This is a genomic window from Pseudomonas sp. Fl5BN2 (genome assembly GCF_009908205.1).
In the GTDB taxonomy this organism is placed as follows: Bacteria; Pseudomonadota; Gammaproteobacteria; order Pseudomonadales; family Pseudomonadaceae; genus Aquipseudomonas.
Window position 1 is genome coordinate 201,430 of sequence record NZ_JAAARL010000001.1, and the last position, 24,706, is coordinate 226,135.

Genomic DNA, 24,706 nt, shown 5'->3' on the forward strand with positions numbered 1-24,706 from the left:
CCGCAGGCATAACTCTCTATGTGGTCAAAAAGGGATCGATCTGGCCATTCTGGATGACCGCAGAAGACTGCTTGCAAAGGCCGGGGGGGCTTGTGGCCGAGCGCTGGAGGTTCTGGCCGGGGGAGGCAGGCGTGTGGCGAAGGGACCGTCCGTGGTCCTGCTGGATCAGCGTATCTGCTTGAGGATCAAGGGCCGTCGGCCTTGATCTCCTGATAGCGCTTTTCCAGCTCCTGGCGGATCTGCCGGCGTTGCTGGGCCTGGATGTAGCGGCGTTTACCGTCGCTGGTCTCGGGTTGCAGCGGCGGCACCTGGGCGGGTTTGCGCTGGTCGTCCACCGCCACCATGGTGAAGAAGCAGCTGTTGGTGTGGCGCACCGAACGCTCGCGGATGTTCTCGGTGACCACCTTGATGCCCACCTCCATCGAGGTATTGCCGGTGTAGTTGACCGAGGCCAGGAAGGTCACCAGTTCACCGACATGGATCGGCTCGCGAAAAATCACCTGGTCCACCGACAAGGTCACCACGTAGCGACCGGCATACCGGCTGGCACAGGCATAAGCGACTTCATCGAGGTACTTGAGCAGGGTGCCGCCATGGACATTGCCAGAGAAATTGGCCATGTCAGGGGTCATCAATACCGTCATCGACAGCTGGGCGTTTCCGGGTTCCATAGCACGCTCACGGTTCTAGGCAGGGGTTGCTGGAGCACCTCTGCGGGTGCTTGGTCGAAGAGTTTTCAAACCATCGATAACCGGACGTCGGGCCGCGCCGGGCCGTCACGCTTCGGTGGATCTGTTTCCTTATATTGCACCGCCTTTCTGCCGGAAGTCGCGGTGTTAACCTGCAAAACACCCGTTCCAGGGCATTTTCCGCTCCTATTTTGGATATTTACGTCTACTGATCAGATTTTTCTTTTTAGGCGATCTCCGCCGCCCCTCATTCAAGGAGAACCCCGGCCATGCATGCCATCAGTTTCATTCAGGATCTGGCAGTCATCATGTTGGTCGCGGGCGTGGTGACCATTCTCTTTCATCGGCTCAAGCAACCCGTGGTGCTGGGCTACATCGTCGCCGGCTTCATCATCGGCCCGCATACACCTCCCTTCGGCCTGATCCACGACGAACAGACGATCAAGACCCTGGCCGAACTGGGGGTGATCTTCCTGATGTTCTGCCTGGGGCTGGAATTCAGTCTGCGCAAGCTGTTCAAGGTCGGCGCCACGGCCTTTATCGCGGCCTTCCTGGAAATCGTGCTGATGATCTGGATCGGCTACGAGATCGGTCGCTGGTTCGACTGGAGCACCATGGATTCGCTATTCCTTGGAGCGATCCTGGCCATTTCCTCCACCACCATCATCGTCAAGGCCCTCAACGACCTGAAGATGAAGAACGAGCGATTCGCCCAGTTGATCTTCGGCGTATTGATCGTCGAGGACATTCTCGGCATCGGCATCATCGCCTTGCTGTCGAGCATTGCAGTCAGTGGCACGGTCAGCTCCGGCGAAGTGTTTTCCACCGTCGGCAAGCTCTCGCTGTTCATGATCGTGGCGCTGGTGATCGGCATCCTGTTAGTGCCGCGCCTGCTGGCCTATGTGGCCAAGTTCGAGAGCAACGAGATGCTGCTGATTACCGTGCTGGGGCTGTGTTTTGGCTTCTGCCTGCTGGTGGTCAAGCTGGAGTACAGCATGGTCCTGGGGGCGTTCCTGATCGGCGCAATCATGGCCGAGTCCCGTCAGTTGCTGAAGATCGAGCGGTTGATCGAGCCGGTCCGCGATCTGTTCAGCGCGATCTTTTTTGTCGCCATCGGCCTGATGATCGACCCGCAAATCCTGCTGCAGTACGCCTGGCCGATCGCCGTGATCACTGTGGCGGTGGTGCTGGGCAAGATGCTGTCCTGCGGCATGGGGGCGTTTATCGCCGGTAACGACGGACGCACCTCTTTGCGGGTTGGGATGGGGCTATCACAGATTGGCGAATTCTCGTTCATCATCGCGGCCTTGGGCATGACCCTGCAGGTCACCAGCGACTTCCTGTACCCGGTGGCGGTAGCGGTATCGGCTATCACCACCTTGCTCACGCCTTATCTGATCCGCGCCGCCGATCCGCTGTCACTGAAGTTGGCGGGGGTTCTGCCCAGCCGCCTGAGCCGGGTGCTGGGAATGTACGGCGAGTGGCTGCGCAGCATCCAGCCCCACGGCGAGGGCGCATTGCTGGCGTCGATGATCCGCAAGATCCTGCTGCAAGTGGGGGTGAACCTGGCGCTGGTGGTGGCGATCTTCTTTTCCGGCGGTTATTTCGCCAAGCGCATTGGTGCCTATCTGGCGGATTGGGTCAGTGATCCAAGCTGGCAGAAAGCGCTGATCTGGGGTGGGGCCTTGTTGCTGTCGCTGCCGTTCCTGATCGCCGCCTACCGCAAGCTCAAGGCGCTGTCGATGCTGCTGGCGGAGATGGGGGTCAAGGCGGAAATGGCCGGGCGCCATACCCAACGGGTACGCCGGGTGATCGCCGAGGTGATCCCGATCCTGTCGTTGCTGGTGATCTTCCTGCTGCTGGCGGCGCTGTCGTCGAGCATCCTGCCCACTCTGGAGCTGCTGGTGCTGATCGCGGTGGTGGCGGCAGCGGTGGCCGCAGTGCTCTGGCGCTGGTTCATCCGAGTGCACACGCGGATGCAGGTGGCGCTGATTGAAACCTTCGATCACAGCAAGGACAACGGCGGGCATTGACCTAGCTGCTCGCCAGCAGGGCGCTGGCGAGCCTCTTCGAATCTCAGGGGGTGCTCAGCTTTCCAGCCAGACGTCCCGCGCCCAGTGCCATACCGACTCCCAGGACTCTTCGGTGATCAGCTCTTCTTCGCCGGACCACAGCACCACGGTGCCGTCTTCTTCGACGCAGTAGTAGTCGTCACCGTCCTGGCAGATCGGGATCAGCTCGCGAGGCACGCCCATGTCCCAGGCGGTCGCCGCCACTTCCGGCAGGTAGGTATGGGATTGCGGATCGGTGACGGTGACCGGTTCCAGGCTGCCGTAAACCACATCACTGACCGTCAACAGGAACTCTTTGAAGACGAATGGGATATTGATGAACAGCTGTTCTTCAATTTCCACCAGTTGGTCTTCGTCCGGCAGTTCCAGGGGGACGGGTACCGGTTCGTTGGCTTCTCGGAGTTGTTCGATGACTTCTTCCACGGCCTGGGTCCTCTTAGCTCTATGGCGCGGTTATTTGACGGCGGTTTATACAGTAGCTTGCTATAAGTGCAATCGTGAAATGCAAAACCCCGACCTGAGTCGGGGTTTTGCCTTACAGCTGTGACAGCAGAATGAATCAGCCGTTCTGGCGGATACCTGCTACCAGCCATGGCTGGTTATCGCCCTGGGCGCGTTCCATGTTCCAGCTCTCGCTGAACACTTCGCCCTGGTCGAAGCGCGAACTCTTCGACACACCACTGAAGGTCAGGGTGGCGATGGTCTTGTCGGCACGGTCATCCACACCTTCAAGCTGCACTTGCAGGTTGTCGATGTAGGTCGACTGGAAGTTGTCGCCCAGATCGGCACGTTCCTGTTTCAGGAATTGCAGCATCTGCGGGGTGACGAACTCGGCGATCTTGTCCATTTCATTAGCGTCCCAGTGTTGCTGCAGGGATTGGAAATGGTTGCGCGCAGCTTCAACGAAATTCGCTTCGTTGAACCACGCCGGAGCGTTGATCACCGGGCGCGCGGCAGGTGCTGCCGAGCCACCGAAGATCGAGCCGCCAGCAGGTTGCTGAGGTTCGAAGGCTTCACGCTGCATTGGCGCGTGGCCCGCGGGAGCGTATTGCTCCTGCTGCTTGCGACGACGAGCGGCGATAAAGCGGAAGATCACAAAAGCGATGACCGCCATGATCAGGATGTCGAAGATCTGCATGCCCTGGAAGCCGCCGCCCATGAACATGGAGGCCAGCAGGCCACCGGCCGCGATGCCGGCCAGAGGGCCGAGCCAGCGCGAAGCACCGCCGGCTTTGGCTGCGGCGCCTGCGGCACCGGCTGCACCAGCTGTTGCTGCCGCGGCGGGAGCGCCCGGAGCGGTGGGTGCCGCCTGGCGAGTTTGGTGGGTCGGGGCAGCGCCGACGCTTTTGCCGCCACCGAAGCGCTTGGCGTTGGCGTCGAGGCTCATCGTCAGGCCGATGCACAGCGCCATGGCGATGCTAAGAAAACGTTTCATAAAGGGGGTTCCCATTTGTGGATGGCACGCGCGCCATATTGCACAGGTGAAGTGTCAGTGGCGAGCGGCATAATGTTTCGGGCTTTTGCCTGACAGGCTTGGTTCAGCGCTGTCGGCAATCATGCTCGCCGATCGGCTTCAGGTCCATAAGGAAGCGGCTTTGGTTCCAGCCCATTGGCCGTTCAGCGGCGCAGTGCCAGTAGCACCACACCGGCGGAGATCAGACCGATTCCGCCCCATTGCCGCAGATCGAGTTTTTCCCCCAGCAGTGCCACGCCGATGATCGCGACGAATACCACGCTGAGTTTGTCCACCGGCGCTACCAGCGAAGCGGGGCCGAGTTTCAGGGCGCGGAAGTAGCACAGCCAGGAAGCGCCTGTCGCCAGCCCGGACAGCAGCAGGAACAGGTAGCTCTTGGGGGAAATCGATCCCAGGGACTGATATTGGCCCGTTGCGTACAAAATCAAGGCCAGGCTCACCAGTACCACGACGGTGCGCAACAGGGTGGCGAAGTCGGAATTGACGTTTTCGATGCCGATTTTCGCGAAGATCGCCGTCAAAGCAGCAAAAGTCGCCGACAACAGGGCCCAGAATGTCCACGAGGAAAAAAAGCCTGAACCCATGTTCGCGCTTCCATTGTTTGCCCTGCAGGAGCCGGCTTGTCGGCGAAGAGGCCCTTGAGCCGATCTTCGCCAGTGAGATTCGCTGGCAAGCCAGCTCCTACACAAGCCAACCGTGGGAGGTTAGATGGCTTCCAGCTTGGCATAGCCGAGCATCAGCCATTTGCTGCCTTCGCTGAAATTCACCTGGACCCGGGCCTGGGCGCCGGCACCTTCGAAGTTGAGGATCACGCCATCGCCGAAGACCGAATGCCGCACCGTCTGACCCAGGCTCAAGCCGGTATCAGGAATCTCGGTGCCGCCGAACAGGCTGCTGGTGCTTTGTGACTGGCCGCCGCCGAAAGGTCGGCTGACGCTGTTGGACAAACGCACTTCCTGAATCAGCCCCTTGGGCACTTCGCGTACGAAGCGCGAGACCTTGTTGTAGGTTTCGCTGCCGTACAGACGACGGGTTTCCGCATAGGTCATCACCAGGTTCTGCATCGCCCGGGTAATGCCGACATAGGCCAGGCGGCGTTCTTCCTCAAGGCGGCCGGGTTCTTCCAGGCTCATCTTGTGAGGGAACAGACCTTCTTCCATGCCCACCAGGAACACGTAGGGAAATTCCAGGCCCTTGGCGCTGTGCAGGGTCATCAGCTGAATGCTGTCTTCGTGTTCGTCGGCCTGGGTATCGCCGGCTTCCAGCGAGGCATGGCCGAGGAAGGCCGCCAGGGGGGTCAGTTCCTGGTCTTCTTCGGTGGTCTCGAAGTTGCGTGCGGCGCTGACCAGCTCCTCAAGGTTTTCCACCCGGGCCTGGCCTTTCTCGCCTTTTTCCGCCTGGTGATAAGCGATCAGCCCGGACTGCTCGATCACCGTCTGGGTCATCAGGTGCAGGGGCATTTCCAGGGTCTTGGCAGCGAGGTTCTCGATCAGCTCGATAAAGGCCCCGAGGGCGCCGGCCGCACGACCGGTCAGGCCTTTATTGGCCACCAGCTGGCGCAGGGCTTGCCACATCGATACATCGCTGTGGCGTGCATGCTCACGAATGGCTTCGACGGTTTTCTCGCCGATACCCCGGGCCGGAACGTTGATCACCCGCTCTAGGGCCGCGTCGTTGCCCCGGCCTTCCAGAAGGCGCAGGTAAGCCATGGCGTTCTTGATTTCGGCCCGTTCGAAGAAGCGCTGGCCGCCATAGATGCGGTACGGAATTCGTTCCCGCAGCAGGGCTTCCTCCAGCACCCGGGATTGGGCGTTGGAGCGGTAGAGAATGGCAATGTCGCTGCGGGCCATGCCGGTCTTCAACGCGCTCTCGATGGTCTCCACCACATAGCGCGCTTCATCGTGTTCGTTGAAGGCCGCGTACAGGTTGATCGCTTCGCCTTCGCCGCCATCGGTCCACAATTCCTTGCCCAGGCGCCCGGTGTTGTTGGCGATCAGGGCGTTGGCGGCCTTGAGGATGCCAGCGGTGGAGCGGTAGTTCTGCTCCAGGCGGATCGTCTCGGCGTCCGGAAAGTCGGCGGAGTACTGGTGGATGTTCTCGATCTTCGCCCCGCGCCAGCCGTAGATCGACTGGTCGTCGTCGCCTACCACCATCAGGCTGTCGCCGCCCTTGGCCAACAGACGCAACCAGGCGTATTGCACGGCGTTGGTGTCCTGGAACTCGTCCACCAGCACATGGCGGAAGCGCTTTTGATAGTGCGCCAGCAGTCCCGGGTGATCGCGCCACAGGTCCAGGGCGCGCAGCAGCAGTTCGGAGAAATCGATGACCCCGGCGCGCTGGCACGCGGCCTCGTAAGCCTCATAAATGCTGCGCATGGTGGCCAGGAACAGGTCGCCGCTGGCTTGAATGTGTTGTGGACGCAAGCCTTCGTCTTTTTGCCCGTTGATGAACCACTGGGCCTGACGTACCGGCCAGCGCTGCTCGTCCAGGCCCAGGTCGCGGATCACTCGCTTGACCAGACGTTGCTGGTCGTCGCTGTCGAGGATCTGGAAGGTCTGGCTCAGCCCGGCTTCTTGCCAGTGAGCCCGTAGCAGGCGGTGCGCCAGACCGTGGAAGGTGCCCACCCACATGCCGGCCGGGTTGATGCCCATCAGCTGCTCGATGCGGTGGCGCATCTCGGCGGCAGCCTTGTTGGTGAACGTCACCGACAGGACGGAGTGGGGCGAGGCGTTCTCGACCTGGATCAACCAGGCGATACGGTGCACCAGCACTCGGGTTTTGCCGGAGCCAGCACCGGCCAGGACCAACTGACGACCCACGGAGGCGGCTACGGCCTGGCGTTGGGCATCGTTGAGGGAGTTCAACAGGAGGGAGAGATCATCGCGCATCGGCGCATTCTAGGGGGCTGCGCCACCCCGGGCAAACCCGGCTTCGCATTAGCCGATAAAACAACCCTTGAGGACGACTGGTTGGTCATGGGCTGCAGCCATTGGCGCGTCTCGCCTGGACACTTTCGGGACGGATTGCAGCGGTTTGGTTTTATCGATTTTATGACCTGGAGCAGTTTGGCTCGGGCGTTTGCTTGTGTATGCTCCGGCGACGTTTCGGGCTCAACCATTATAAGAACACTGCCTATGACACTTAACCCCGACCTGTTCGGTCCCTTCGTGGAGCCGCGGGTTATCCGCCAGCATTACGCCGTCGAGATGGCAGTGGAGCGTACGCGCCTGCTGTATCAGGGCTCCTTGCTGCCTACCTTGTTCATGTTGCTCAACGGCCTGGTGTGTACCTGGTTGCTCTGGAGCCCTGAGCGCTATTTGTTGCTCAGCGTGTGGATGGTCTGGCTGCTGGCCCTGGTGGCCTTGCGGGTGATCCAGGTGGCGGCCTTCGATTCAGCGATTCCCAGTCGCCAGGCGCAGGCTATCTGGCAACGCATGTTTCTCTTGGGGTCAGCGGTCAGCGGCCTGACCTTGGCCTGCGCCGGGATTGCCCTGGTGCCTACCGACAGCTTCCTGCAGCAGGCCTGGGTATTCGGCCTGATCGGCGCGGCGATTCTTTCCGCCAGCGTGGCCTATGCCGTCAGCCTGCAGGCTTTCCTATCGTTCACCCTGCCTTGCCTGTTGCCGGCGATTGCCTATCTGTTCTGGGGCGGCGATGACCAGCAGCGCGGCTGGGGCTGGCTGGGGCTGATTCTCCTGGTATCGCTGAGTGTGGTGGCCTGGCAGGTCAATCGCTTGCTCCAGCGTGGCTTGTTGCGGCGCTTTCAGAACCAGGCCCTGATTGAACACCTGCAGGACGCCCAGAGCCGCAGCGGCCACCTCAACCGCGAACTGGCCCGGGAGGTCGAGCAGCGTCGGCGGGCCGAGGAGCAATTGCGTGAGGCCCAGGCCGAGCTGGAGCAGCGCGTGGCCCAGCGCAGCCTGGAGCTGGACGCGGCCAACCAGGCCCTGAGCAAGAGCGAGGCGCGCCTGGCCCTGGCCCTGAAGGCCAGCGAGCTGGGGCTGTGGGACTGGAACCTGCAGACCGACGAGGTCCATCACACTCAGCTCAAGGAGCTGTTCGGCCTGGAGCCGGAGGGTGTCACGGCGATGCTCAGCCATCTCAAGCCGCGCCTGCACCCCGAGGACCTGCCTCTGCTCAAGCGTGCCCTGGTGGAGCACCTGAAGGGCCGCAGCGAGGATTACCAGGTGGAATACCGGGTGCGCCACGGCGCCGGCCATTGGGTGTGGATCGAGGACCGTGGCCGGGCGGTGGAGCGCAGCCCCAGTGGACGGGTGCTGCGCATGGTCGGCACGCGGCGCGACATCAGCATCGACAAGGAACAAGAAGTGCAGCGCAACCTGGCGGCGACGGTGTTCGAGGCGGCCAGTGAAGGCATTGTCATCCTCGACCCCGATTACGCCCTGATCGCCGTCAATCAGGCCTTTAGCCAGGTCACCGGCTTCCAGATCGAGGACATGCTGGGGCGCAACGTGGTGGAGTTGTCCTGCAGTCGCGACGCCCGTCGGCATTATCCGTTGATTCATCAGGCCCTGGAGCAGCACGGCAGCTGGCAGGGCGAGTTGGTGGAAGCGCGCAAGAATGGCGAGCTCTACCCGCAATGGCTGCAACTGAACGTAGTGCGGGACAAACGGGGAAAAGTCCGACATATCGTGGGCTTCTTCGCCGATCTTTCGGCCCGGCGCGAATCCGAGGAGCGCATGCGCTACCTCACGCATTACGACGAGCTCACCGGGCTGGCCAACCGTTCGCTGTTTCGCGAACGCCTGCGCGAGGCCCATCAGCGGGTGCGCCAGGGCGGTCGCAGCCTGGCCTTGCTGCACATCAACCTGGATCGCTTCAAGTTGCTCAACGACAGCCTCGGCCATGAAGTGGCCGACCTGCTGCTGCAGAAGATGGCCCGGCGACTGGTCAATGCCTTGCCGGAAGCCGACACCATTGCCCGTTTGTCCGGGGATGAATTCGCCGTGCTGTTCGATGCCTATGGCAGCCTCTCCAGCCTGACCCGGGTCGCCACCCGGCTGCTGAGCAAGCTGCGCCTGCCGATCACGGTCGATGGCCATGAGTTGGTGGTCAGCGCTTCCATGGGCATCAGCATGCTGCCGGACAGTGCCCGGGAGATTGCAGCCCTGGTGAGCCAGGCAAACATGGCCATGGCCCACGCCAAGCACCTGGGCGGCAACAACTTCCAGTTCTATACCGAGAGCCTGCAAGCCAGCACCCTGGAGCGCCTGCAACTGGAAAACCAGCTGCGCAAGGCCATCGAAGAAGACCAGTTGATGGTCTTCTACCAGCCCAAACTGTGCTTGGCCACGGGCCGCTTGAATGCCGCAGAAGCCCTGGTGCGCTGGGATCATCCGACCATGGGGCGGGTGCCGCCGGGGGACTTTATCGGCCTGGCGGAAGAGACCGGGCTGATCGGTCCCATCGGTGAGTTCGTATTGCGCCAGGCCTGCTGGCAAGCCTGTGAATGGCAGCGCCAGGGCCTGGAGCCGATTCGTGTTTCGGTCAATCTGTCGGTGTATCAGTTGCGCCAGGGCAAGCTGGTCAGCCTGGTGCGCCAGGTTTTGGAGGAAACCGGCCTGGCGCCGCACTTTCTCGAACTGGAGCTGACCGAAAGCCAGTTGCTGGACAGCGTCGAGCACATCATTGCGACCTTCAAGCAACTGCGTGACCTGGGGGTGAAGCTGGCCATCGACGACTTCGGCACGGGCTACTCGTCACTGAGCTACCTCAAGCGGATTCCGGTGGACTACGTGAAGATCGACCAGGCCTTCATTCGTGGGCTGGCCGAAGGCGGCGAGGATGCGGCGATCACCCGGGCGATCATCGCCATGGCTCACGGCCTGTCGTTGAAAGTGGTGGCCGAGGGGGTTGAGGATCCTGGCCAGCTGACCTTCTTGCGTGCTGAGCACTGTGACGAAGTACAGGGTTACCTGATCAGTCGCCCGGTGAATGCCGAAGGCCTCGCGCTGTTGCTGCAGGCTCAGACCCGGTAGCGGTTGGCGCTGCCCGCCACAACGGCTACATAAGTCGTACCTCGCTGAAAATGGGGGGCAGGCAGGTACTTTCTTGATGCATTGAGCAGGCAAAAAGACCATTCATGTAGTATAACTACAAGCTCGCTACATCCCCGGCGTCAGCCAATAACAATGAGTCCAGCCCTTTGAACCTGTTGCAGCACATCGCCCAGTCACGTCATTTGTTACGCAAATCGGAGCTCAAGGTCGCCGATCACGTGCTCCTTGATCCTGCGGCCGTGATGCACAGCTCCATGGCGGACCTGGCCCACAACGTGGGCATCAGCGAGCCGACCATCGTGCGCTTCTGTCGCGCCATCGGTTGTTCGGGGTTCCAGGACCTGAAGCTCAAGCTGGCGCAGAGCCTCGCGGCTGGGGCCAGCTTCGGCCAGTTCGCGATTCATGAAGACGATTCCGTCGCCGACTACAGCCTGAAGATCTTCGACACCACCCTGCACACCCTGATGGAGGTTCGCGAGAAGCTCGATCCGGTGGCGCTGCAGCAGGCGGTGACCGCCATGTCCCAGGCCCAGCGCGTAGAGTTCTATGGCTTCGGGGCCTCGGGTGCGGTGGCGGCGGATGCCCAGCACAAGTTCTTCCGCCTGCTGCTCACTGCGGCGGCCTATTCCGACCCGCACATGCAGGCGATGTCGGCGGTGACCTTGAAACCCACCGATGTGGCCATCTGCATTTCCCAGTCCGGACGTTCCAAGGACCTGCTGATCACCGCCAATCTGGTGCGTGAAAGTGGCGCTTCGCTGATTACCTTGTGCCCGAGTCAGACACCGTTGGCCGAACTGTCCACGGTCAACCTGGCCATCGACGTGCATGAAGACACCGAGATCTACACCCCGCTGACCTCGCGTATCGCCCACTTGGTGGTGATCGACGTGTTGGCGATGGGCGTGGCCATGGCCCGTGGTCCGAGCCTGGTCAACCACCTCAAGAGCGTCAAGCGCAGCCTTCGCAGCCTGCGCCTGTCGCCCAAGTCGGTCAAAGCCCTGGACGATTGAGTCAGCAGCTTCCCGGTTAGAACAACGAGGTCTCGTCCTGGTCATCGAGATCGTTAGGCTTCACTTCCGCCAGAGTGCCTGCCGCGTCTTCGCTGAGGCTGCGCGCCTGGCGCACTGCCGCAGTGTCTGGCTTGAAATCCAGCAACCTTTCGGCGGCCAACAATTGTTCGTTGGCTTCCTCAAGCCGTACCAGTTCCTCGCCATAGCCTTCGTAGCAAGTGTCGTCATCCGACAGATCGTCGATGCGCCGCTGTTTGGCGCTCAGGTTGGCATGGATTCTTTCTAGCAGATCCTGGTGCCCGGCAATCTCATCGATGATTTCATCGACTTCATCGGGGGCAGCCGCAGCGTCAGGTGCCGGCTCTTGGTTCCGACTGGTGGCGAGCGCGGCCAGGGCGTCCTCTTTGTCTTGGTCGAAGATCGTGGGTTGTCCGGCAGGTGCTTCGCCGGGGGCTTTTTCGTGTGCGGGTGTGATCATGGTGACGGTCTCTAAAAAAGGCACAGGGATGGGTTTGTCCAGCAGGGTGTTGCGAGGGCGATAATAGAGAGCGGGCATTTTCCGGTTGACCGGAAATCCGTGGAGGCGGTGTCCATTTTTCAAGGAGCGACAGTCGATGGTCAGGATTCCAGCGTATTTTGAGGTCTTCGAAGTGCTGTGCTGGGGGCTAGGGCTGGTGACTGCCACTGCCGATGGTTTTTCCGAGCTTAGGTCCTATGAGGCCAAGCAGAAGCTGTATTTCAGGAAAACCAACGAAGTGGAGCAGGGGCTGCTGCCCGATCTGCTCAGGTATCTGGTAGAGGACGACAAGGCGCTGGCCGCTACGCTCCAGCACTGTCTGGGTCAATACGAGCATGTCTTCTCGATAGTGAGGTCACGTCCGGTCATCACTTACCAGAATTACGACACTGGAATAGCCCGTTTCCTGGATGCTTGGGTCCTGCCACAACTGGCCGTACTTCTGCATCGAGTGCACGCCAAGCTTTCTTCTCGAACCACGCTCTATCATTTCGAGGCACTGCTGGTCAGTCATCAGGCCAGCGAAATGCAGGCTGCTTCGCTGAGGGGTTACGTGAAAAGCCTGGTCCCGGCGGGTGTCGAAACTCCGGATTTTTTCTACGCTTTGGACAAGGTCAGCGACAAGTCCCACAAGAAACTCTCCACGATCAATGCCGAGATCGAAGGTCTGAGCGCGGAGATTTCATCCAGCAAGCTGACCGCTGCAGAGCAACTAGCACTGCTGGACGCCGTTCGTTGCGGCTATACGGCAGCGACTGCGCTGAGTCGTTTTTCGGCCATGTACGAAGCCGCCCGGATGGATTCGAAAGCCACCCTGGTAGAACGTTTTCGTTATCACTACGAAGCAGTCTGCGGGCGCCGCAAGCCTGATCGACTGGCTACTGCGCATGCCGGTCTGTTTGATGGCTTCATTGTTTCGAGATCGCTGGATGCCAGTGAAAATGAGCATCTTGAGTACCTGTTCGCGCTCTTTTCCCGACAAGTCGCCGCAAGGTCAGTGGAGGCGTTCGAGCCCTTGTACCAACTTCTGCTGGCCACCGAAGAGGAGTTCCGGGACCCCGTGGCGATCGAACAGGCCTTCTCGAAGCTGGAGCAGGATCCGGATTACCGGCTGTTCGAGGCCTTCGCGTGGCAGGCTCGTGCCGCCCTGGCACTGGAGGATGGCGAGACTGCCCGATCCCTGGGGTTTTATCGGAACGTCCTGCCGTACTCGGAAAAACAGCAGCTGGGGCATGTGGGGTTCTATGCCGCTTCCTATGCCATTGCCTTGGAAGTGATGCAGGAAATGCCTCTGCCACATGGAAGCCAGAACCCGCTGATCAGCTACAGGATCGAATCGGAGCCGCAGGTCGCTGAACTGCACGTGGCGTTCCCTACGGTCTTCACCCCATACAACAATCAGCCTGAGTGGCCGGCCCCGGTGCAGGCGGTGTTCTCCTCGATCAGAGAGTTCAACCGGGATATGTTGGAACTGGCGCGAATTTCCCAGGAGATCTACTGCAACCCGTTGAAAAAGCTCAACGGATTCATGGGAGAGTTCTTTAACGCGCTGGCATCGGGAAGCGATGAGGCCAGGTTCGGCAAGCTGATCTGCAAGGCCATCAAGGGCAAGGACCGGGTACGCTCGGTGTTGAGCATGCACAGCGCCACGCCTTATGAAGTCTTGCGCGATGAACACCTGTATGCGCAGACGCTGTTCGGCAGCCGCAAGCTGTACTTCCAGCTGAACCCGCACCTGCATGCGTACTACCGGTTGCCGGAGGCCCGGAAGAGACTGATCTTGAACGCCTTGAGCCCGGAGCGTTACCGGGGCGATTCGCAGCGGCCCCATTGAGCATTGCCGGGCAGCCGTTCGTCGTACGTGCCAAGCTTCATCGTTCTGTTACCCCGCTGACGTACAACTGTCATCGGGGTGGCGCATCGTGAAGCTTCCGTACTCGCATTGGGAGACCTGAAATGGCCCGGCCTTACGAAGACAGCAACAGCGCAGTCAAGACTCGTCGTCAGCAGGAAGATCACCGTCGCATGGAATTTCGTCGTGCGATCGAACACCGCTCCGAGCTGCGTCAATTGCAGCAGGAAATCAATGATTACCCCGAGCTTGAGGCCGTCAACTACTGGCAGGCTGCACCCGCAGCTTCCCGTCGAAGCGCTCAACCAGCCCGCTGATCTGCACCCGTTCGCTGCGGATGAATCCCAGGAACGCATGCGCTACCGGTGACAGGCGTTTGGCTTTGGCCTGCACCAGGCACCAGCTGCGCAGCAATGGCAGCTCTTCGACCGGCAACTCGATCAGGCCGCCGGTCGCCAACTCAAGGTTCAGGGCATGGCGCGTCAGCAAGGCCACGCCCAGACCTGCCCGCACACATTCACGCTGGGCCTCGGCCGACGACACTTCGAGGATCTGGGTGAAGTGCACGCGCTTCTCCTTGAAGTACTCCTCACAGGCCAGGCGGGTGCCGGAACCCTGCTCGCGCAGCACCAGGGTATAAGGCTCCAGGTCCTGCAGGCGCAGCGGGCCCATATGGCTCAAGGGATGATCCGGCGGGGCCACCGCGACGATCGGATTGTTGAGAAACGGCAGGAATTCCAGCTCCATGTCCTGGGGCACCATGGACATGATCACCAGGTCGTCGCGGTTGTCCGAGAGGCGACGGATCACCTGGGCCCGGTTGACCACGGTCAGCTGCAGATGGACTTCCGGGTGCTGGCGCTTGAAGGCCGCGAACAGATGCGGGACGAAGTACTTGGCGCTGGATTCCACCGCCAGCTTGAGCTGGCCCTGCAGCGAGCCCTGCATGTCGGAGAGTTGCATGTCGAGGTTCTCCAGGCGCCCGAAGATGTCCCGGCTGGCCCGTTGCAGGGCTTCGGCGGCTTCGGTCATGTAGAGCTTCTTGCCGACGTAATCGAACAACGGCTGGCCAATCAGCTCCTCCAACTGACGAATCTGCAGGCTAACCGCAGGCTGGGTAAGATTCATCTCATCGGCGGCGCGGCTGTAGGAGCGTAGATCGCAGACTTCATTGAACACCTGCAACTGACGTAATGTCAGTCTCATCAAGGACTTACGCATTTTTTGAGTGCTCGCGCCAAGGGCCGGTGCGGTGACTATAAGTCTTTACTTATGGCCAACCCAATAATTATTGATTTTTGTTAATCCCTCTGCGGAGCTAGTGTGTCGCTGCGACTGATCTGAAACATTTGGTCACGCGCCGACTCGGTCTAGCGGGTCGTTTGTTCCAACGGCTCAAGGGAACCTCCAAGTGATAAAAAAAATCCTGATCGCCAACCGTGGTGAGATTGCCGTACGAATCGTGCGTGCCTGCGCCGAGATGGGCATCCGTTCGGTGGCGATCTTCTCCGACGCCGATCGCCATGCCTTGCATGTAAAGCGTGCGGATGAGGCCCACAGCATTGGCGCCGAGCCGCTGGCCGGCTACCTGAACCCACGCAAACTGGTGAACCTGGCGGTGGAAACCGGCTGTGATGCCTTGCACCCCGGCTACGGTTTCCTTTCGGAAAACGCCGAACTGGCGGACATCTGCGCCGAACGTGGAATCAAGTTCATCGGTCCATCGGCGGAAGTGATTCGTCGCATGGGCGACAAGACCGAAGCCCGCCGCAGCATGATCAAGGCCGGCGTGCCGGTGACCCCGGGCACCGAAGGCAACGTGGCGGACATCGCCGAAGCCCTGCTCGAAGGTGACCGCATCGGCTACCCGGTGATGCTCAAGGCCACCTCCGGTGGTGGCGGCCGCGGTATCCGCCGTTGCAACAGCCGCGAAGAACTCGAACAAGCCTTCCCCCGGGTGATTTCCGAAGCGACCAAGGCCTTTGGTTCGGCGGAAGTGTTCCTGGAAAAATGCATCGTCAATCCCAAGCACATCGAGGCGCAGATCCTCGGCGACAGCTTCGGCAACGTGGTGCACCTGTTCGAACGCGACTGCTCGATCCAGCGCCGCAACCAGAAGCTCATCGAGATTGCCCCAAGCCCGCAACTGACCCCGGAACAGCGCGCCTACATCGGCGACCTGTCCGTGCGCGCAGCCAAGGCCGTGGGTTACGAAAACGCCGGCACCGTGGAGTTCCTGCTCGCCGAGGGCGAGGTGTACTTCATGGAGATGAACACCCGGGTGCAGGTGGAACACACCATCACCGAGGAAATCACCGGCATCGATATCGTCCGCGAGCAGATCCGCATCGCTTCGGGCCTGCCCCTGTCGGTGAAACAGGAAGACATCCAGCACCGGGGGTTCGCCCTGCAGTTCCGGATCAATGCCGAGGACCCGAAGAACAACTTCCTGCCCAGCTTCGGCAAGATCACTCGCTACTACGCGCCCGGCGGTCCTGGTGTGCGTACCGACACGGCGATCTACACCGGCTACACCATTCCGCCGTTCTACGACTCCATGTGCCTGAAGCTGGTGGTCTGGGCCCTGACCTGGGAAGAAGCCATGGACCGTGGCCTGCGCGCCCTGGACGACATGCGCCTGCAAGGGGTCAAGACCACCGCCGCCTACTACCAGGAAATCCTGCGCAACCCGGAATTCCGTAGCGGTCAGTTCAACACCAGCTTCGTTGAGAGCCACCCGGAACTGACCAACTACTCGATCAAGCGCAAACCCGAAGAGCTGGCCCTGGCCATCGCCGCCGCCATTGCCGCCCACGCAGGCCTGTGAGGAATACATTCATGTCCAAGAAGATCTTTGTTACCGACACCATCCTGCGTGACGCTCACCAATCGCTGCTGGCGACCCGCATGCGCACCGAAGACATGCTGCCGATCTGCGACAAGCTCGACAAAGTCGGCTACTGGTCCCTGGAAGTCTGGGGCGGCGCGACCTTCGACGCCTGCGTGCGCTTTCTCAAGGAAGACCCTTGGGAGCGCCTGCGCAAACTGCGCGCCGCGTTGCCCAACACCCGTTTGCAGATGCTCCTGCGCGGCCAGAACCTCCTGGGCTATCGCCACTACAGCGACGACGTGGTCAGGGCTTTCGTGGCCAAGGCGGCGGTCAACGGCATCGACGTGTTCCGCATCTTCGACGCGATGAACGACGTGCGTAACCTGCGGGTGGCCATCGAGGCAGTGAAAGCCGCCGGCAAACATGCCCAGGGCACCATCGCCTACACCACCAGCCCGGTGCACACCATCGAGGCCTTCGTGGCCCAGGGCAAGCAGATGGAGGCCATGGGTTGCGACTCCATCGCGATCAAGGACATGGCTGGCCTGTTGACCCCTTACGCCACCGGTGAGCTGGTCAAGGCGCTGAAGGCCGAGCTGTCGCTGCCGGTGTTCATTCACTCCCACGACACCGCCGGCCTGGCCGCTATGTGCCAGCTCAAGGCCATCGAGAACGGCGCCGACCATATCGATACCGCCATCTCCAGCTTCGCCTGGGGCACCAGCCACCCGGGCACCGAGTCGATGGTCGCCGCCCTTAAAGGCAGCGAGTTCGACACCGGCCTGGATCTGGAGCTGCTGCAGGAGATCGGTTTGTACTTCTACGCCGTGCGCAAGAAGTACCACCAGTTCGAAAGCGAATTCACCGCCGTGGACACTCGGGTGCAGGTCAACCAGGTGCCGGGCGGGATGATTTCCAACCTGGCCAACCAGTTGAAAGAGCAGGGCGCGCTGAACCGCATGGGCGAAGTGCTGGCCGAGATCCCACGGGTCCGTCACGACCTGGGCTACCCGCCGCTGGTCACCCCGACCTCACAGATCGTCGGCACCCAGGCGTTCTTCAACGTCCTGGCCGGCGAGCGTTACAAGACCATCACCAACGAAGTGAAGCTCTACCTGCAAGGTGGCTACGGCAAGGCGCCGGGCCAGGTGGACGAGCACCTGCGGCGCCAGGCCATCGGCAGCGAAGAGGTGATAGACGTACGTCCAGCCGATCTGCTGAAGCCGGAAATGACCAAGTTGCGCGGTGAAATCGGCGCTCTGGCCCATTCCGAAGAAGACGTGCTGACCTACGCCATGTTCCCGGACATCGGGCGCAAGTTCCTCGAAGAGCGTGAGGCCGGCACCCTGGTTCCGGAAGTGCTGCTGCCGATCCCTGAAGCCGGTGGCGTCAGCAAGCCGGGCGGTGAAGGCGTGCCCACCGAGTTCGTCATCGACGTCCACGGCGAGACCTATCGCGTCGACATCACCGGTGTCGGGGTCAAGGCCGAAGGCAAGCGTCACTTCTACCTGTCCATTGATGGCATGCCGGAAGAAGTGGTGTTCGAACCGCTCAACGAGTTCGTTGGCGGCGGCACCAGCAAGCGCAAGCAGGCCAGCGCGCCGGGCCATGTCAGCACCACCATGCCGGGCAACATTGTTGATGTGCTGGTCAAGGAGGGTGATGTGGTCAAGGCCGGCCAGGCCGTACTGATCACCGAAGCCATGAAGATGGAGACCGAAGTCCAGGCGGCAATTGCTGGCAAGGTCATGGCAATCCACGTGGCCAAGGGCGACCGGGTCAACCCGGGTGAGATCCTGATCGAGATCGAAGGCTGAGTTCAGGCCCTTATCTGCAACTGTTTACCTCGGGGGAGCTACGGCTCCCCTTTTTTTGTTTTTCTGAAGTGTCATTTAATGCTTTTTTTGAGAAGGATAGTTTCTTGAAATGTATTTAAATGCACTTACTGGTTCAGTGGCTTGGAAAAACTGCAATATAATGCGCGGATGATTGAGGCGGAACGTCTATTGAAGCGCATCAAATTGCAGGTACCCCAATGCTCCGGCTGACGTTGCAGCTCTACGGCGCAGGGGCGTGGGCCGATGCCATGACCCTGAGTTTCGACAAACCTGAAGCGGGCTTTGCCAGCCCTTGCAGCTTTGGTTATGTCCCGCAGTATCTGGTGGACAACCTGGAAGCGGTTGCCAGCCCGCTGGGCCGTTCGGTCAGTGCACAGATCCCTTTGGGTTGGGAGCCCTGGCGAGAAGACCGGGCGCCGGCCTTTCTTTATGACCTGGTCGCCACGCCGGCGGCGCGCAGCTTTTTGCTCCGGCAGATCGGCCATGAGCGGCCCGATGGCATGGGCAGCGAGTTGTTCCTCCTGGCCCGAAGCACCGCGGCGCCCATTGGTCGTCTGCGGATCAAGGAGTCCCTGGCAGGGCTGCACAGGCGTCCAGCCCTGGGCTTCACCCGGGAGCAGGTGGTGACCCTGGATAACCGTTTTCTTGAGTACGCCCATGAGCAGGCGGCGGCCTTTGGTGGCACGGCGAGCCTCGGCGACGAAGCGCCCAAGCTGTTGCTGACAGAAAACCGCGAGGGCTTGTTGTACCCCGATGCGCTGCTCGACGACGCTGCGGCAACGCGTCACTGGTGGGTGAAGTTCCCCCGTAACCCGGCTTCGCCGAACGCCTGCGACATTCTCAGAAGCGAGTTCCACTATTACCGGGCGCTGCAGCAACTGGGAGTCGATACGGTATCGGCGCAAGGCTTGGCCCTGGAAGAAGCTCGCAAGCCCAGCCTGTGGATGCAGCGTTTTGACCGTCGGCGGACGCCCGCCGGAGTCGAGCGTCTGGCAGTGGAGTCGATCTATTCCCTGGCCGGGCTGGTGGGCCATGGCCAAGGCATGCGCCATACCGAGGTACTGGGGATCCTCGCCGAACTGTGGCGCGCCACTGGCCAGGAGGCGTCGATCCCCGAACTGGTGGCGGACTACCTGCGGCGCGATCTGCTCAACAGGATCCTTGGCAACACCGACAATCATGGCCGCACGCTTTCGGTGGTGCGCACTGATGCTGGGGTACGCCTGGCCCCGATCCATGACCTGGCGCCCAAGGTCATGGATGACGAGGGGATTGCCCGCACCACCAAATGGCCCGGGCGCATGGAAGTGGCCGGTGACGTCGACTGGCGCCTGGTGTGCGCCAGCCTCAAGCCACTGCTCGACCCCGAAGCCGCCCTGACGCGCCTGCGCGCGGATGCCGAACACCTGCGGGCCCTGCCGGACCTGCTGAGTGCCGGCGGCTTGCCCGAAGCCACCTTGAATCATCCGCGCATTCACTTGCGCCACCTGGACCGACGCCTGCAGGAGTGGGGATTGCGATGAACATGACGCTGGAAGAACGCGGGGCCCTGATCGATCACATCCAGCAGGAAATGGCGGCCGGTCGCCTGCCGATTGGCGAGGCGGTCAAGCGCCTGCGCACTGAAGTCACGGGGCTGCACCAGCACCAGTTCGCCCGCATGTGCCGGATTTCCCTGCGCACCCTGATCCACATCGAACACGGTGACGGCAACCCGACCCTCAAATCATTGACTGGGGTGTTCAAGCCGTTCGGCCTGCAGATGGGGGTGGTGAAAGTGCAGAAGACCAGCCGTGCCCGTTCGCTGCTCGATGAGCCTGAGCGCTCTGCTCCCGAGCCTTCAGCGCTCGCCTGAACCTCAGCCGCGCTTGGCGTAGCCCTTGCCGTAATGCTTTTCCATCCGCGCCTGGATCAGCTCCAGGCCGATGGACAGCAGCCAGTAGATCAGCGCCGCGGTGCTGAGCATTTCAATGTAGCGGTAGCTGGAGCGGCCGTAGGACTGGGCCAGGAACATCACTTCCCAGACCCCCATCACCGAGATCAGCGACGAATCCTTGAGCATCGAGATGAACTGGTTGGTGGCCGGCGGGATGATGGTGCGCATGGCCTGGGGCAGGGTCACTTGCCAGAAGATCACGCTGTTGCTCATGCCCAGGGCCATGGCGGCCTGGCCTTGGCCGTGGGGCACGCCGAGGATGCCGGCGCGGAAGATCTCGCTGAGGTAGGCGCCGTAGTTCAGTGACAGGGCGATGATCCCCGCGGTGATGGCACCGGGGACGATCCCCAGTTGTGGCAGGCCGAGGTAGATCAGCAGGATCTGGATCAGCAGCGGTGTGCCGCGAAAGAACGAGGCATAGAAGCTGGCGATGCCGAAGGCCACGGCGCTGCTGGACAGTCGCGCCAGGGCGGTAACGAACCCCAGCAGCGACGAGGCGACGATGGAGCAGGCGCAGAGAAACAGGGTCAGCGCCGCGCCCTGGAGAAATCCGCTGGGAGACAGGTGCAGGCCCAGCAGGTTTGGCAGCTTGTCGAGGATGATCGAGAACTTCAGGTCGAAGCTCAGGAAGAAACTGGCGAACAGGCCCAGCAGCGTCGCCCAGGTCAGGTACAGCCGGGTCCGAAACCCCAGCAGGCGCTTGAGTCGTGGTTCGGCCAGCGGTTGTGGCGGCTGTGCAGATGGCGGGAAGGAAGTCATTGGCTGATGTCGGCGCCGATCCATTTCTGCGACAGCTGGCTCAGGGTGCCGTCCTGCTTCAGCTGGGCGAAGACCTCACGCACCTTGGCGTCCCACTGGGCATCGCCTTTCTCGATGGCCACCGAGTTGGGCTCGGCGTACAGCGCTTCGCCGGCCAGCTTGAAGCGCGAATCCTGGGTCAGCCGTGGTTGCGCGGTGACCAGGTTGGTGAGGAGCGCATCCAGGCGCACACCGGGGCCCAGGCCGAGGTCCTGGAAGGCCACGTTGTCGGTGTCGTAGGGGGCGATCTGCACATTCTCGAAGGGATATTGCAGGTGGGTGTCTTCAGCGCCTTCGATCACCAGGTTCTTGTTCAGGTAGCTCTCGTAGCTGGAGGCGGCAGTCAGGCCGACTTTCTTGTCGCTCAGGTCCTTGGCGCCGTGGATCCGCTCATCCTTGGCGTTGACCACGATCACCGCCGGCGAGGCGTAGTACTGCACCGGGAAGTCGAAGACTTCGGCGCGGGCCTTGCTCGGGGTCATGGAGCAGATGCAGATGTCGTAGCGCCCGCTCCAGCGTCCGGCGGCGATCACGTCCCAGGACGGCGTTTCCAGGCGCAGCTTGACCCCGAGCTTGGCGGCCACGGCCTTGGCCACGTCGACGTCGAAGCCGTCCAGCTGGTTCTGCTCATTGAGAAAGGAGAAGGGCGGGTAGCTTTCCATCAGCACGCCCACCAGCTCTTTTTTCTGCTCGATACGCTCCAGGGCAGCGCCGGCGAAGGCCTGGGAGGAGGCGAAAAGAGTGGTCAGGCCGAGGGCCAGCAACGGTTTGAAGTTCATCGTAATCCTGACTGAAAAAGAGTTGTTATTAACTGGATGGTGCGTATTTAATAGTTATAAGAACGGCTCAGATAGTGAGTTTTTTTCATAAGCATATGAGTGAAAAGCATATGGGCGCAGACAGCACGGTGATTCTGGATGGCGGTATGGGACGTGAACTGCAGCGCCGCGGCGCGCCGTTCCGGCAGCCCGAGTGGTCGGCCCTGGCGTTGATCGAGGCGCCGCAGGCGGTGGAAGCGGTGCACGCGGCGTATATCGACAGCGGCGCCAATGTGATCACCAGCAACAGCTACGCCGTGGTGCCGTTCCACATTGGCGAAGAGCGTTTTGCCGCTGAGGGCCAGGCCCTGGCGGCCCTGGCCGGTGAACTGGCACGTCGTGCAGTGCAGGCTTCCGGCAAGCCGGTGCGGGTCGCGGGCTCGTTGCCGCCGTTATTCGGTTCCTATCGCCCGGATCTGTTCGACGCTGCGCGGGTCGAGGAAGTGCTGAGCCCGCTGATCAAGGGGTTGGCGCCTTTCGTGGACCTGTGGCTGGCGGAAACCCAGAGCTCCATCGCCGAGGCGCGGGCCATCCACGCCGGCCTGCCCAAGGACGGCAAGCCGTTCTGGCTGTCCTTCACCCTGAAGGATGAAGACGTCGATGACGTGCCGCGCCTGCGCTCCGGCGAGCCGGTGGCAGAAGCGGCGGCGGTGGCGGCGCAGTTGGGCGTTGAGACCCTGCTGTTCAACTGCAGCCAGCCGGAAGTGATTGGTGCGGCGGTGGATGTGGCCCGTGAAACCTTCGAGCGCCTGGGCGTGCAGATCCACATCGGCGTGTACGCCAACGCCTTCCCGCCGCAGCCCGAGGATGCCACTGCCAACGATGGCCTGTGCCCGCTGCGCGAAGACCTGGACCCACCGGGTTATCTGCACTGGGTGGCGGACTGGCACCAGCGCGGTGCCAGCCATGTGGGCGGTTGCTGCGGCATCGGGCCGGAGCACATTGCGGTGTTGGCGCAGAAGCTCGGCTGAGCCCTTCGCCGGCAAGCCGGCTCTTACAAGGTTCGGGTTCACCGCAATCCTCGTAGGAGCCGGCTTGCCGGCGAACCCCCCGCTTAGCCGCGACACTCCGCCAGGGACTTGAGCTGCCCCGAGCCGCTCTGGTTTTCATCGCTCAGCCACTGCTCGAAACCCTGGGCGATAGCGGGCCATTCCCCATCCAGGATCGAGAACCAGGCGGTATCGCGGTTCTGCCCCTTGGTCACCATGTGCTGGCGGAACACCCCTTCGAAACTGAAGCCCAGGCGCTCTGCGGCATAGCGCGAGCGGGCATTGGCGTTGTTGCACTTCCATTCCAGGCGCCGGTAACCCAGGGCGAAGGCTTCCTTGGCCAGTAGATAGACTGCCTCGGTGCTCTTGGGCGAACGCTGCATCGGCGCGCCGAAGGTCACGTGGCCGATCTCGATACGACCCTGGATCGCGACGATCGACATCAGGCTGATGATGCCCTGGGCCTGGCCGCTGGCACGGTCGATCACGGTGAAGAAGTACGGGTCGCTGGCTGCCGCGTTGTTGCTCAGCCAGGCATCGAATGCCGGGCGCTCGGGGAACGGGCCGTAAGGCAGGTAGTTCCACAGCTTGGGGTCGGCGCCGGGGCCTTCCAGGGCCTGGAACAGGTCATCGCCGTGGCGCGCCGGGTCGAGTTTTTCCAAGCGGATGAAGCGCCCTTCCAGGAGGGTGGCCGAAGGGCTGGGAGCACCTTTCCAATCGGCGAGTGAAGTCGACATGCAGTGGCTCCTTGGGTCAGAGAGGGTGACGGAATTGGATGAAACCAGGGCGCTCGGCGATGCGCTCATAGAGCTGGATGGCCGTGGCGTTGCTTTCGTGGGTCAGCCAATGAACCTTGGCGCAGCCGTCCTGCTTGGCCTGGGCGTAGACGAACTCGATCAACTGGCGGCCGACACCGGTGCCGCGTTGTTCCGGGGACACCAGCAGGTCCTGTAGGTAACAGGAGTTCTCGATGCTCCAGTTGGAGCGGTGGTAGATGAAATGCACCATGCCCACGGCGTGCTCGCCATCCCAGGCCAGGGCGGCGTGGGTCGGCTCACGGGCATCGAGAAAACGCTGCCAGGTGCTCTGGGTCACGGCGTCTGCCAGCTCGGTTGCGTAGAAGCGCAAGTAGGCCTGCCATAACGGCAGCCAGGTGGCGTGGTCGGCGGCGGTGACGGGGCGGATCTGGATCTGGCTCATGAACACTCCTTGATTGTTGGGTACGAAAACCTAGGGCATCAGGCGGGACAGTTGTTGGTCACCCAGGTCGGCGCTGGCCGCCAGGCCTTCACGCACCCCGGCGATATCTTCGGCGCTGCGGTTCTGGCTGAGCTTGCGCTTGCCTTCCAGGCGCTGGATCGGCAGGGCAAAACCGACGATGGCCCGGAGCATGCCGTCGATGTAGTCGGCGGGGGCGTCGTCCACTTTCCACGGTTGCGCGCGGCCATTTTCATGGCGATCGGTCAGGGCGCTGACCAGGTTCAGCAAGCGATGAGGATCGCTGAACACCTCGGGCTGGCCGTAGGCGTGCACCGCCACGTAATTCCAGGTCGGCACCACTTTGCCGTGTTCGGCCTTGCTCGGATAGAGCGACGGGCTGACGTAGGCGTCCTCGCCGGTGAAGATCACCAGCGCCTCGGCGCCATTGGCTAATTCCGCGCACTGTGGGTTGGCCTTGGCCAGGTGCCCATAAAGGGTGCCATTGGGACCTTGCGCGCCGTCCAGCAACAGCGGCAGGTGGCTGGCCTGCAAGCCTTGATCGCCCCAGGTCACCAGGGTCGCCAGGCGGCTCTGCTGGATCACTTGGTGCAAGCGGGAGAGGTCTTCATCAACGAAAGCGCGCGGTAGGTACATATAGAA

General features: G+C 61.7%; 22 protein-coding genes. 10 read left to right on the forward strand and 12 right to left on the reverse strand.

Annotation, left to right across the window (positions count from 1 at the left end; genetic code table 11):
• Window positions 1-185 precede the first annotated feature (185 nt).
• Window positions 186-671: an acyl-CoA thioesterase gene (locus GV819_RS01020; RefSeq protein WP_025131551.1), complete on the reverse strand. Its 486-nt coding sequence runs from the start codon at window positions 669-671 to the stop codon at window positions 186-188.
• 287 nt (window positions 672-958) lie between these two features.
• On the opposite strand from GV819_RS01020, the gene GV819_RS01025 reads away from it, so the two are divergent.
• Window positions 959-2,722 (forward strand): cation:proton antiporter, encoded by a 1,764-nt coding sequence (locus GV819_RS01025; protein WP_161752647.1) that lies wholly within the window; start codon window positions 959-961, stop codon window positions 2,720-2,722.
• Window positions 2,723-2,776: 54 nt separating this feature from the next.
• On the opposite strand, the gene GV819_RS01030 is transcribed toward GV819_RS01025, so the two are convergent.
• From GV819_RS01030 to uvrD, 4 genes are all read right to left on the reverse strand, one after another.
• Entirely contained in the window at window positions 2,777-3,184 is a 408-nt protein-coding gene (locus tag GV819_RS01030; RefSeq protein ID WP_011064330.1) for an SMI1/KNR4 family protein, read from the reverse strand.
• A 136-nt stretch (window positions 3,185-3,320) separates the two neighbouring features.
• A complete protein-coding gene (locus GV819_RS01035; protein WP_161752649.1) occupies window positions 3,321-4,196 on the reverse strand; it encodes a Tim44 domain-containing protein in 876 nt (291 codons plus the stop codon).
• A 182-nt stretch (window positions 4,197-4,378) separates the two neighbouring features.
• Window positions 4,379-4,819, reverse strand: coding sequence for an EamA family transporter (locus GV819_RS01040; RefSeq protein ID WP_161752651.1), 441 nt, complete (start codon window positions 4,817-4,819; stop codon window positions 4,379-4,381).
• A 120-nt stretch (window positions 4,820-4,939) separates the two neighbouring features.
• Window positions 4,940-7,123: a DNA helicase II gene (gene uvrD / locus GV819_RS01045; RefSeq protein WP_161752653.1), complete on the reverse strand. Its 2,184-nt coding sequence runs from the start codon at window positions 7,121-7,123 to the stop codon at window positions 4,940-4,942.
• A gap of 246 nt (window positions 7,124-7,369) precedes the next feature.
• On the opposite strand from uvrD, the gene GV819_RS01050 reads away from it, so the two are divergent.
• The gene (locus GV819_RS01050) at window positions 7,370-10,234 is read left to right on the forward strand and encodes an EAL domain-containing protein (RefSeq protein ID WP_161752656.1); all 2,865 of its coding nucleotides are present in this window, start codon (window positions 7,370-7,372) and stop codon (window positions 10,232-10,234) included.
• A gap of 167 nt (window positions 10,235-10,401) precedes the next feature.
• A complete protein-coding gene (hexR, locus tag GV819_RS01055) occupies window positions 10,402-11,268 on the forward strand; it encodes a transcriptional regulator HexR (protein WP_161752658.1) in 867 nt (288 codons plus the stop codon).
• 16 nt (window positions 11,269-11,284) lie between these two features.
• On the opposite strand, the gene GV819_RS01060 is transcribed toward hexR, so the two are convergent.
• Entirely contained in the window at window positions 11,285-11,869 is a 585-nt protein-coding gene (locus GV819_RS01060) for a hypothetical protein (RefSeq protein ID WP_161752660.1), read from the reverse strand.
• A gap of 13 nt (window positions 11,870-11,882) precedes the next feature.
• Between GV819_RS01060 and GV819_RS01065 the strand changes: the two genes are divergently transcribed.
• The gene (locus GV819_RS01065) at window positions 11,883-13,619 is read left to right on the forward strand and encodes a hypothetical protein (RefSeq protein WP_161752662.1); all 1,737 of its coding nucleotides are present in this window, start codon (window positions 11,883-11,885) and stop codon (window positions 13,617-13,619) included.
• A gap of 122 nt (window positions 13,620-13,741) precedes the next feature.
• Complete coding sequence (locus tag GV819_RS33060) at window positions 13,742-13,954, forward strand: PA3496 family putative envelope integrity protein (RefSeq protein WP_161752664.1); 213 nt, start codon at window positions 13,742-13,744, stop codon at window positions 13,952-13,954.
• On the opposite strand, the gene GV819_RS01075 is transcribed toward GV819_RS33060, so the two are convergent.
• On the reverse strand, window positions 13,896-14,858 hold the full coding sequence (locus GV819_RS01075) for a LysR family transcriptional regulator (protein ID WP_161752666.1): 963 nt from the start codon (window positions 14,856-14,858) through the stop codon (window positions 13,896-13,898). The genes GV819_RS33060 and GV819_RS01075 overlap by 59 nt on opposite strands.
• 190 nt (window positions 14,859-15,048) lie before the next feature.
• On the opposite strand from GV819_RS01075, the gene GV819_RS01080 reads away from it, so the two are divergent.
• The 4 genes from GV819_RS01080 (at window position 15,049) to GV819_RS01095 (ending at window position 20,160) form a co-directional block, all read left to right on the forward strand.
• On the forward strand, window positions 15,049-16,464 hold the full coding sequence (locus GV819_RS01080; RefSeq protein WP_161752668.1) for an acetyl-CoA carboxylase biotin carboxylase subunit: 1,416 nt from the start codon (window positions 15,049-15,051) through the stop codon (window positions 16,462-16,464).
• Between the two features lie 11 nt (window positions 16,465-16,475).
• Entirely contained in the window at window positions 16,476-18,284 is a 1,809-nt protein-coding gene (gene oadA / locus GV819_RS01085) for a sodium-extruding oxaloacetate decarboxylase subunit alpha (RefSeq protein ID WP_161752670.1), read from the forward strand.
• Between the two features lie 269 nt (window positions 18,285-18,553).
• Window positions 18,554-19,828, forward strand: a complete 1,275-nt coding sequence (locus GV819_RS01090) for a type II toxin-antitoxin system HipA family toxin (protein ID WP_161753116.1) — start codon at window positions 18,554-18,556, stop codon at window positions 19,826-19,828.
• A complete protein-coding gene (locus GV819_RS01095) occupies window positions 19,825-20,160 on the forward strand; it encodes a helix-turn-helix domain-containing protein (protein WP_161752672.1) in 336 nt (111 codons plus the stop codon). Before GV819_RS01090 ends, GV819_RS01095 begins: the two co-directional genes overlap by 4 nt.
• 3 nt (window positions 20,161-20,163) lie before the next feature.
• On the opposite strand, the gene GV819_RS01100 is transcribed toward GV819_RS01095, so the two are convergent.
• Window positions 20,164-21,000 (reverse strand): amino acid ABC transporter permease, encoded by an 837-nt coding sequence (locus tag GV819_RS01100; protein ID WP_161752674.1) that lies wholly within the window; start codon window positions 20,998-21,000, stop codon window positions 20,164-20,166.
• The gene (locus GV819_RS01105) at window positions 20,997-21,818 is read right to left on the reverse strand and encodes an ABC transporter substrate-binding protein (protein ID WP_161752676.1); all 822 of its coding nucleotides are present in this window, start codon (window positions 21,816-21,818) and stop codon (window positions 20,997-20,999) included. The genes GV819_RS01100 and GV819_RS01105 overlap by 4 nt, the downstream gene beginning before the upstream one ends.
• A 110-nt stretch (window positions 21,819-21,928) precedes the next feature.
• Between GV819_RS01105 and GV819_RS01110 the strand changes: the two genes are divergently transcribed.
• Complete coding sequence (locus tag GV819_RS01110) at window positions 21,929-22,828, forward strand: homocysteine S-methyltransferase family protein (protein WP_161752678.1); 900 nt, start codon at window positions 21,929-21,931, stop codon at window positions 22,826-22,828.
• Between the two features lie 83 nt (window positions 22,829-22,911).
• Here GV819_RS01110 and GV819_RS01115 read toward each other — a convergent pair whose 3' ends face one another.
• The 3 genes from GV819_RS01115 to GV819_RS01125 are packed head-to-tail and all read right to left on the reverse strand — an operon-like array spanning window position 22,912 to window position 24,700.
• Window positions 22,912-23,583 carry a GNAT family N-acetyltransferase gene (locus tag GV819_RS01115; protein ID WP_161752680.1) on the reverse strand — a complete coding sequence of 224 codons (672 nt, stop codon included), beginning with the start codon at window positions 23,581-23,583 and terminating at the stop codon, window positions 22,912-22,914.
• A gap of 16 nt (window positions 23,584-23,599) precedes the next feature.
• Window positions 23,600-24,046 carry a GNAT family N-acetyltransferase gene (locus GV819_RS01120; RefSeq protein ID WP_161752682.1) on the reverse strand — a complete coding sequence of 149 codons (447 nt, stop codon included), beginning with the start codon at window positions 24,044-24,046 and terminating at the stop codon, window positions 23,600-23,602.
• 30 nt (window positions 24,047-24,076) lie between these two features.
• Window positions 24,077-24,700 carry an FMN-binding negative transcriptional regulator gene (locus GV819_RS01125; RefSeq protein ID WP_161752683.1) on the reverse strand — a complete coding sequence of 208 codons (624 nt, stop codon included), beginning with the start codon at window positions 24,698-24,700 and terminating at the stop codon, window positions 24,077-24,079.
• Between the last annotated feature and the right edge of the window lie 6 nt (window positions 24,701-24,706).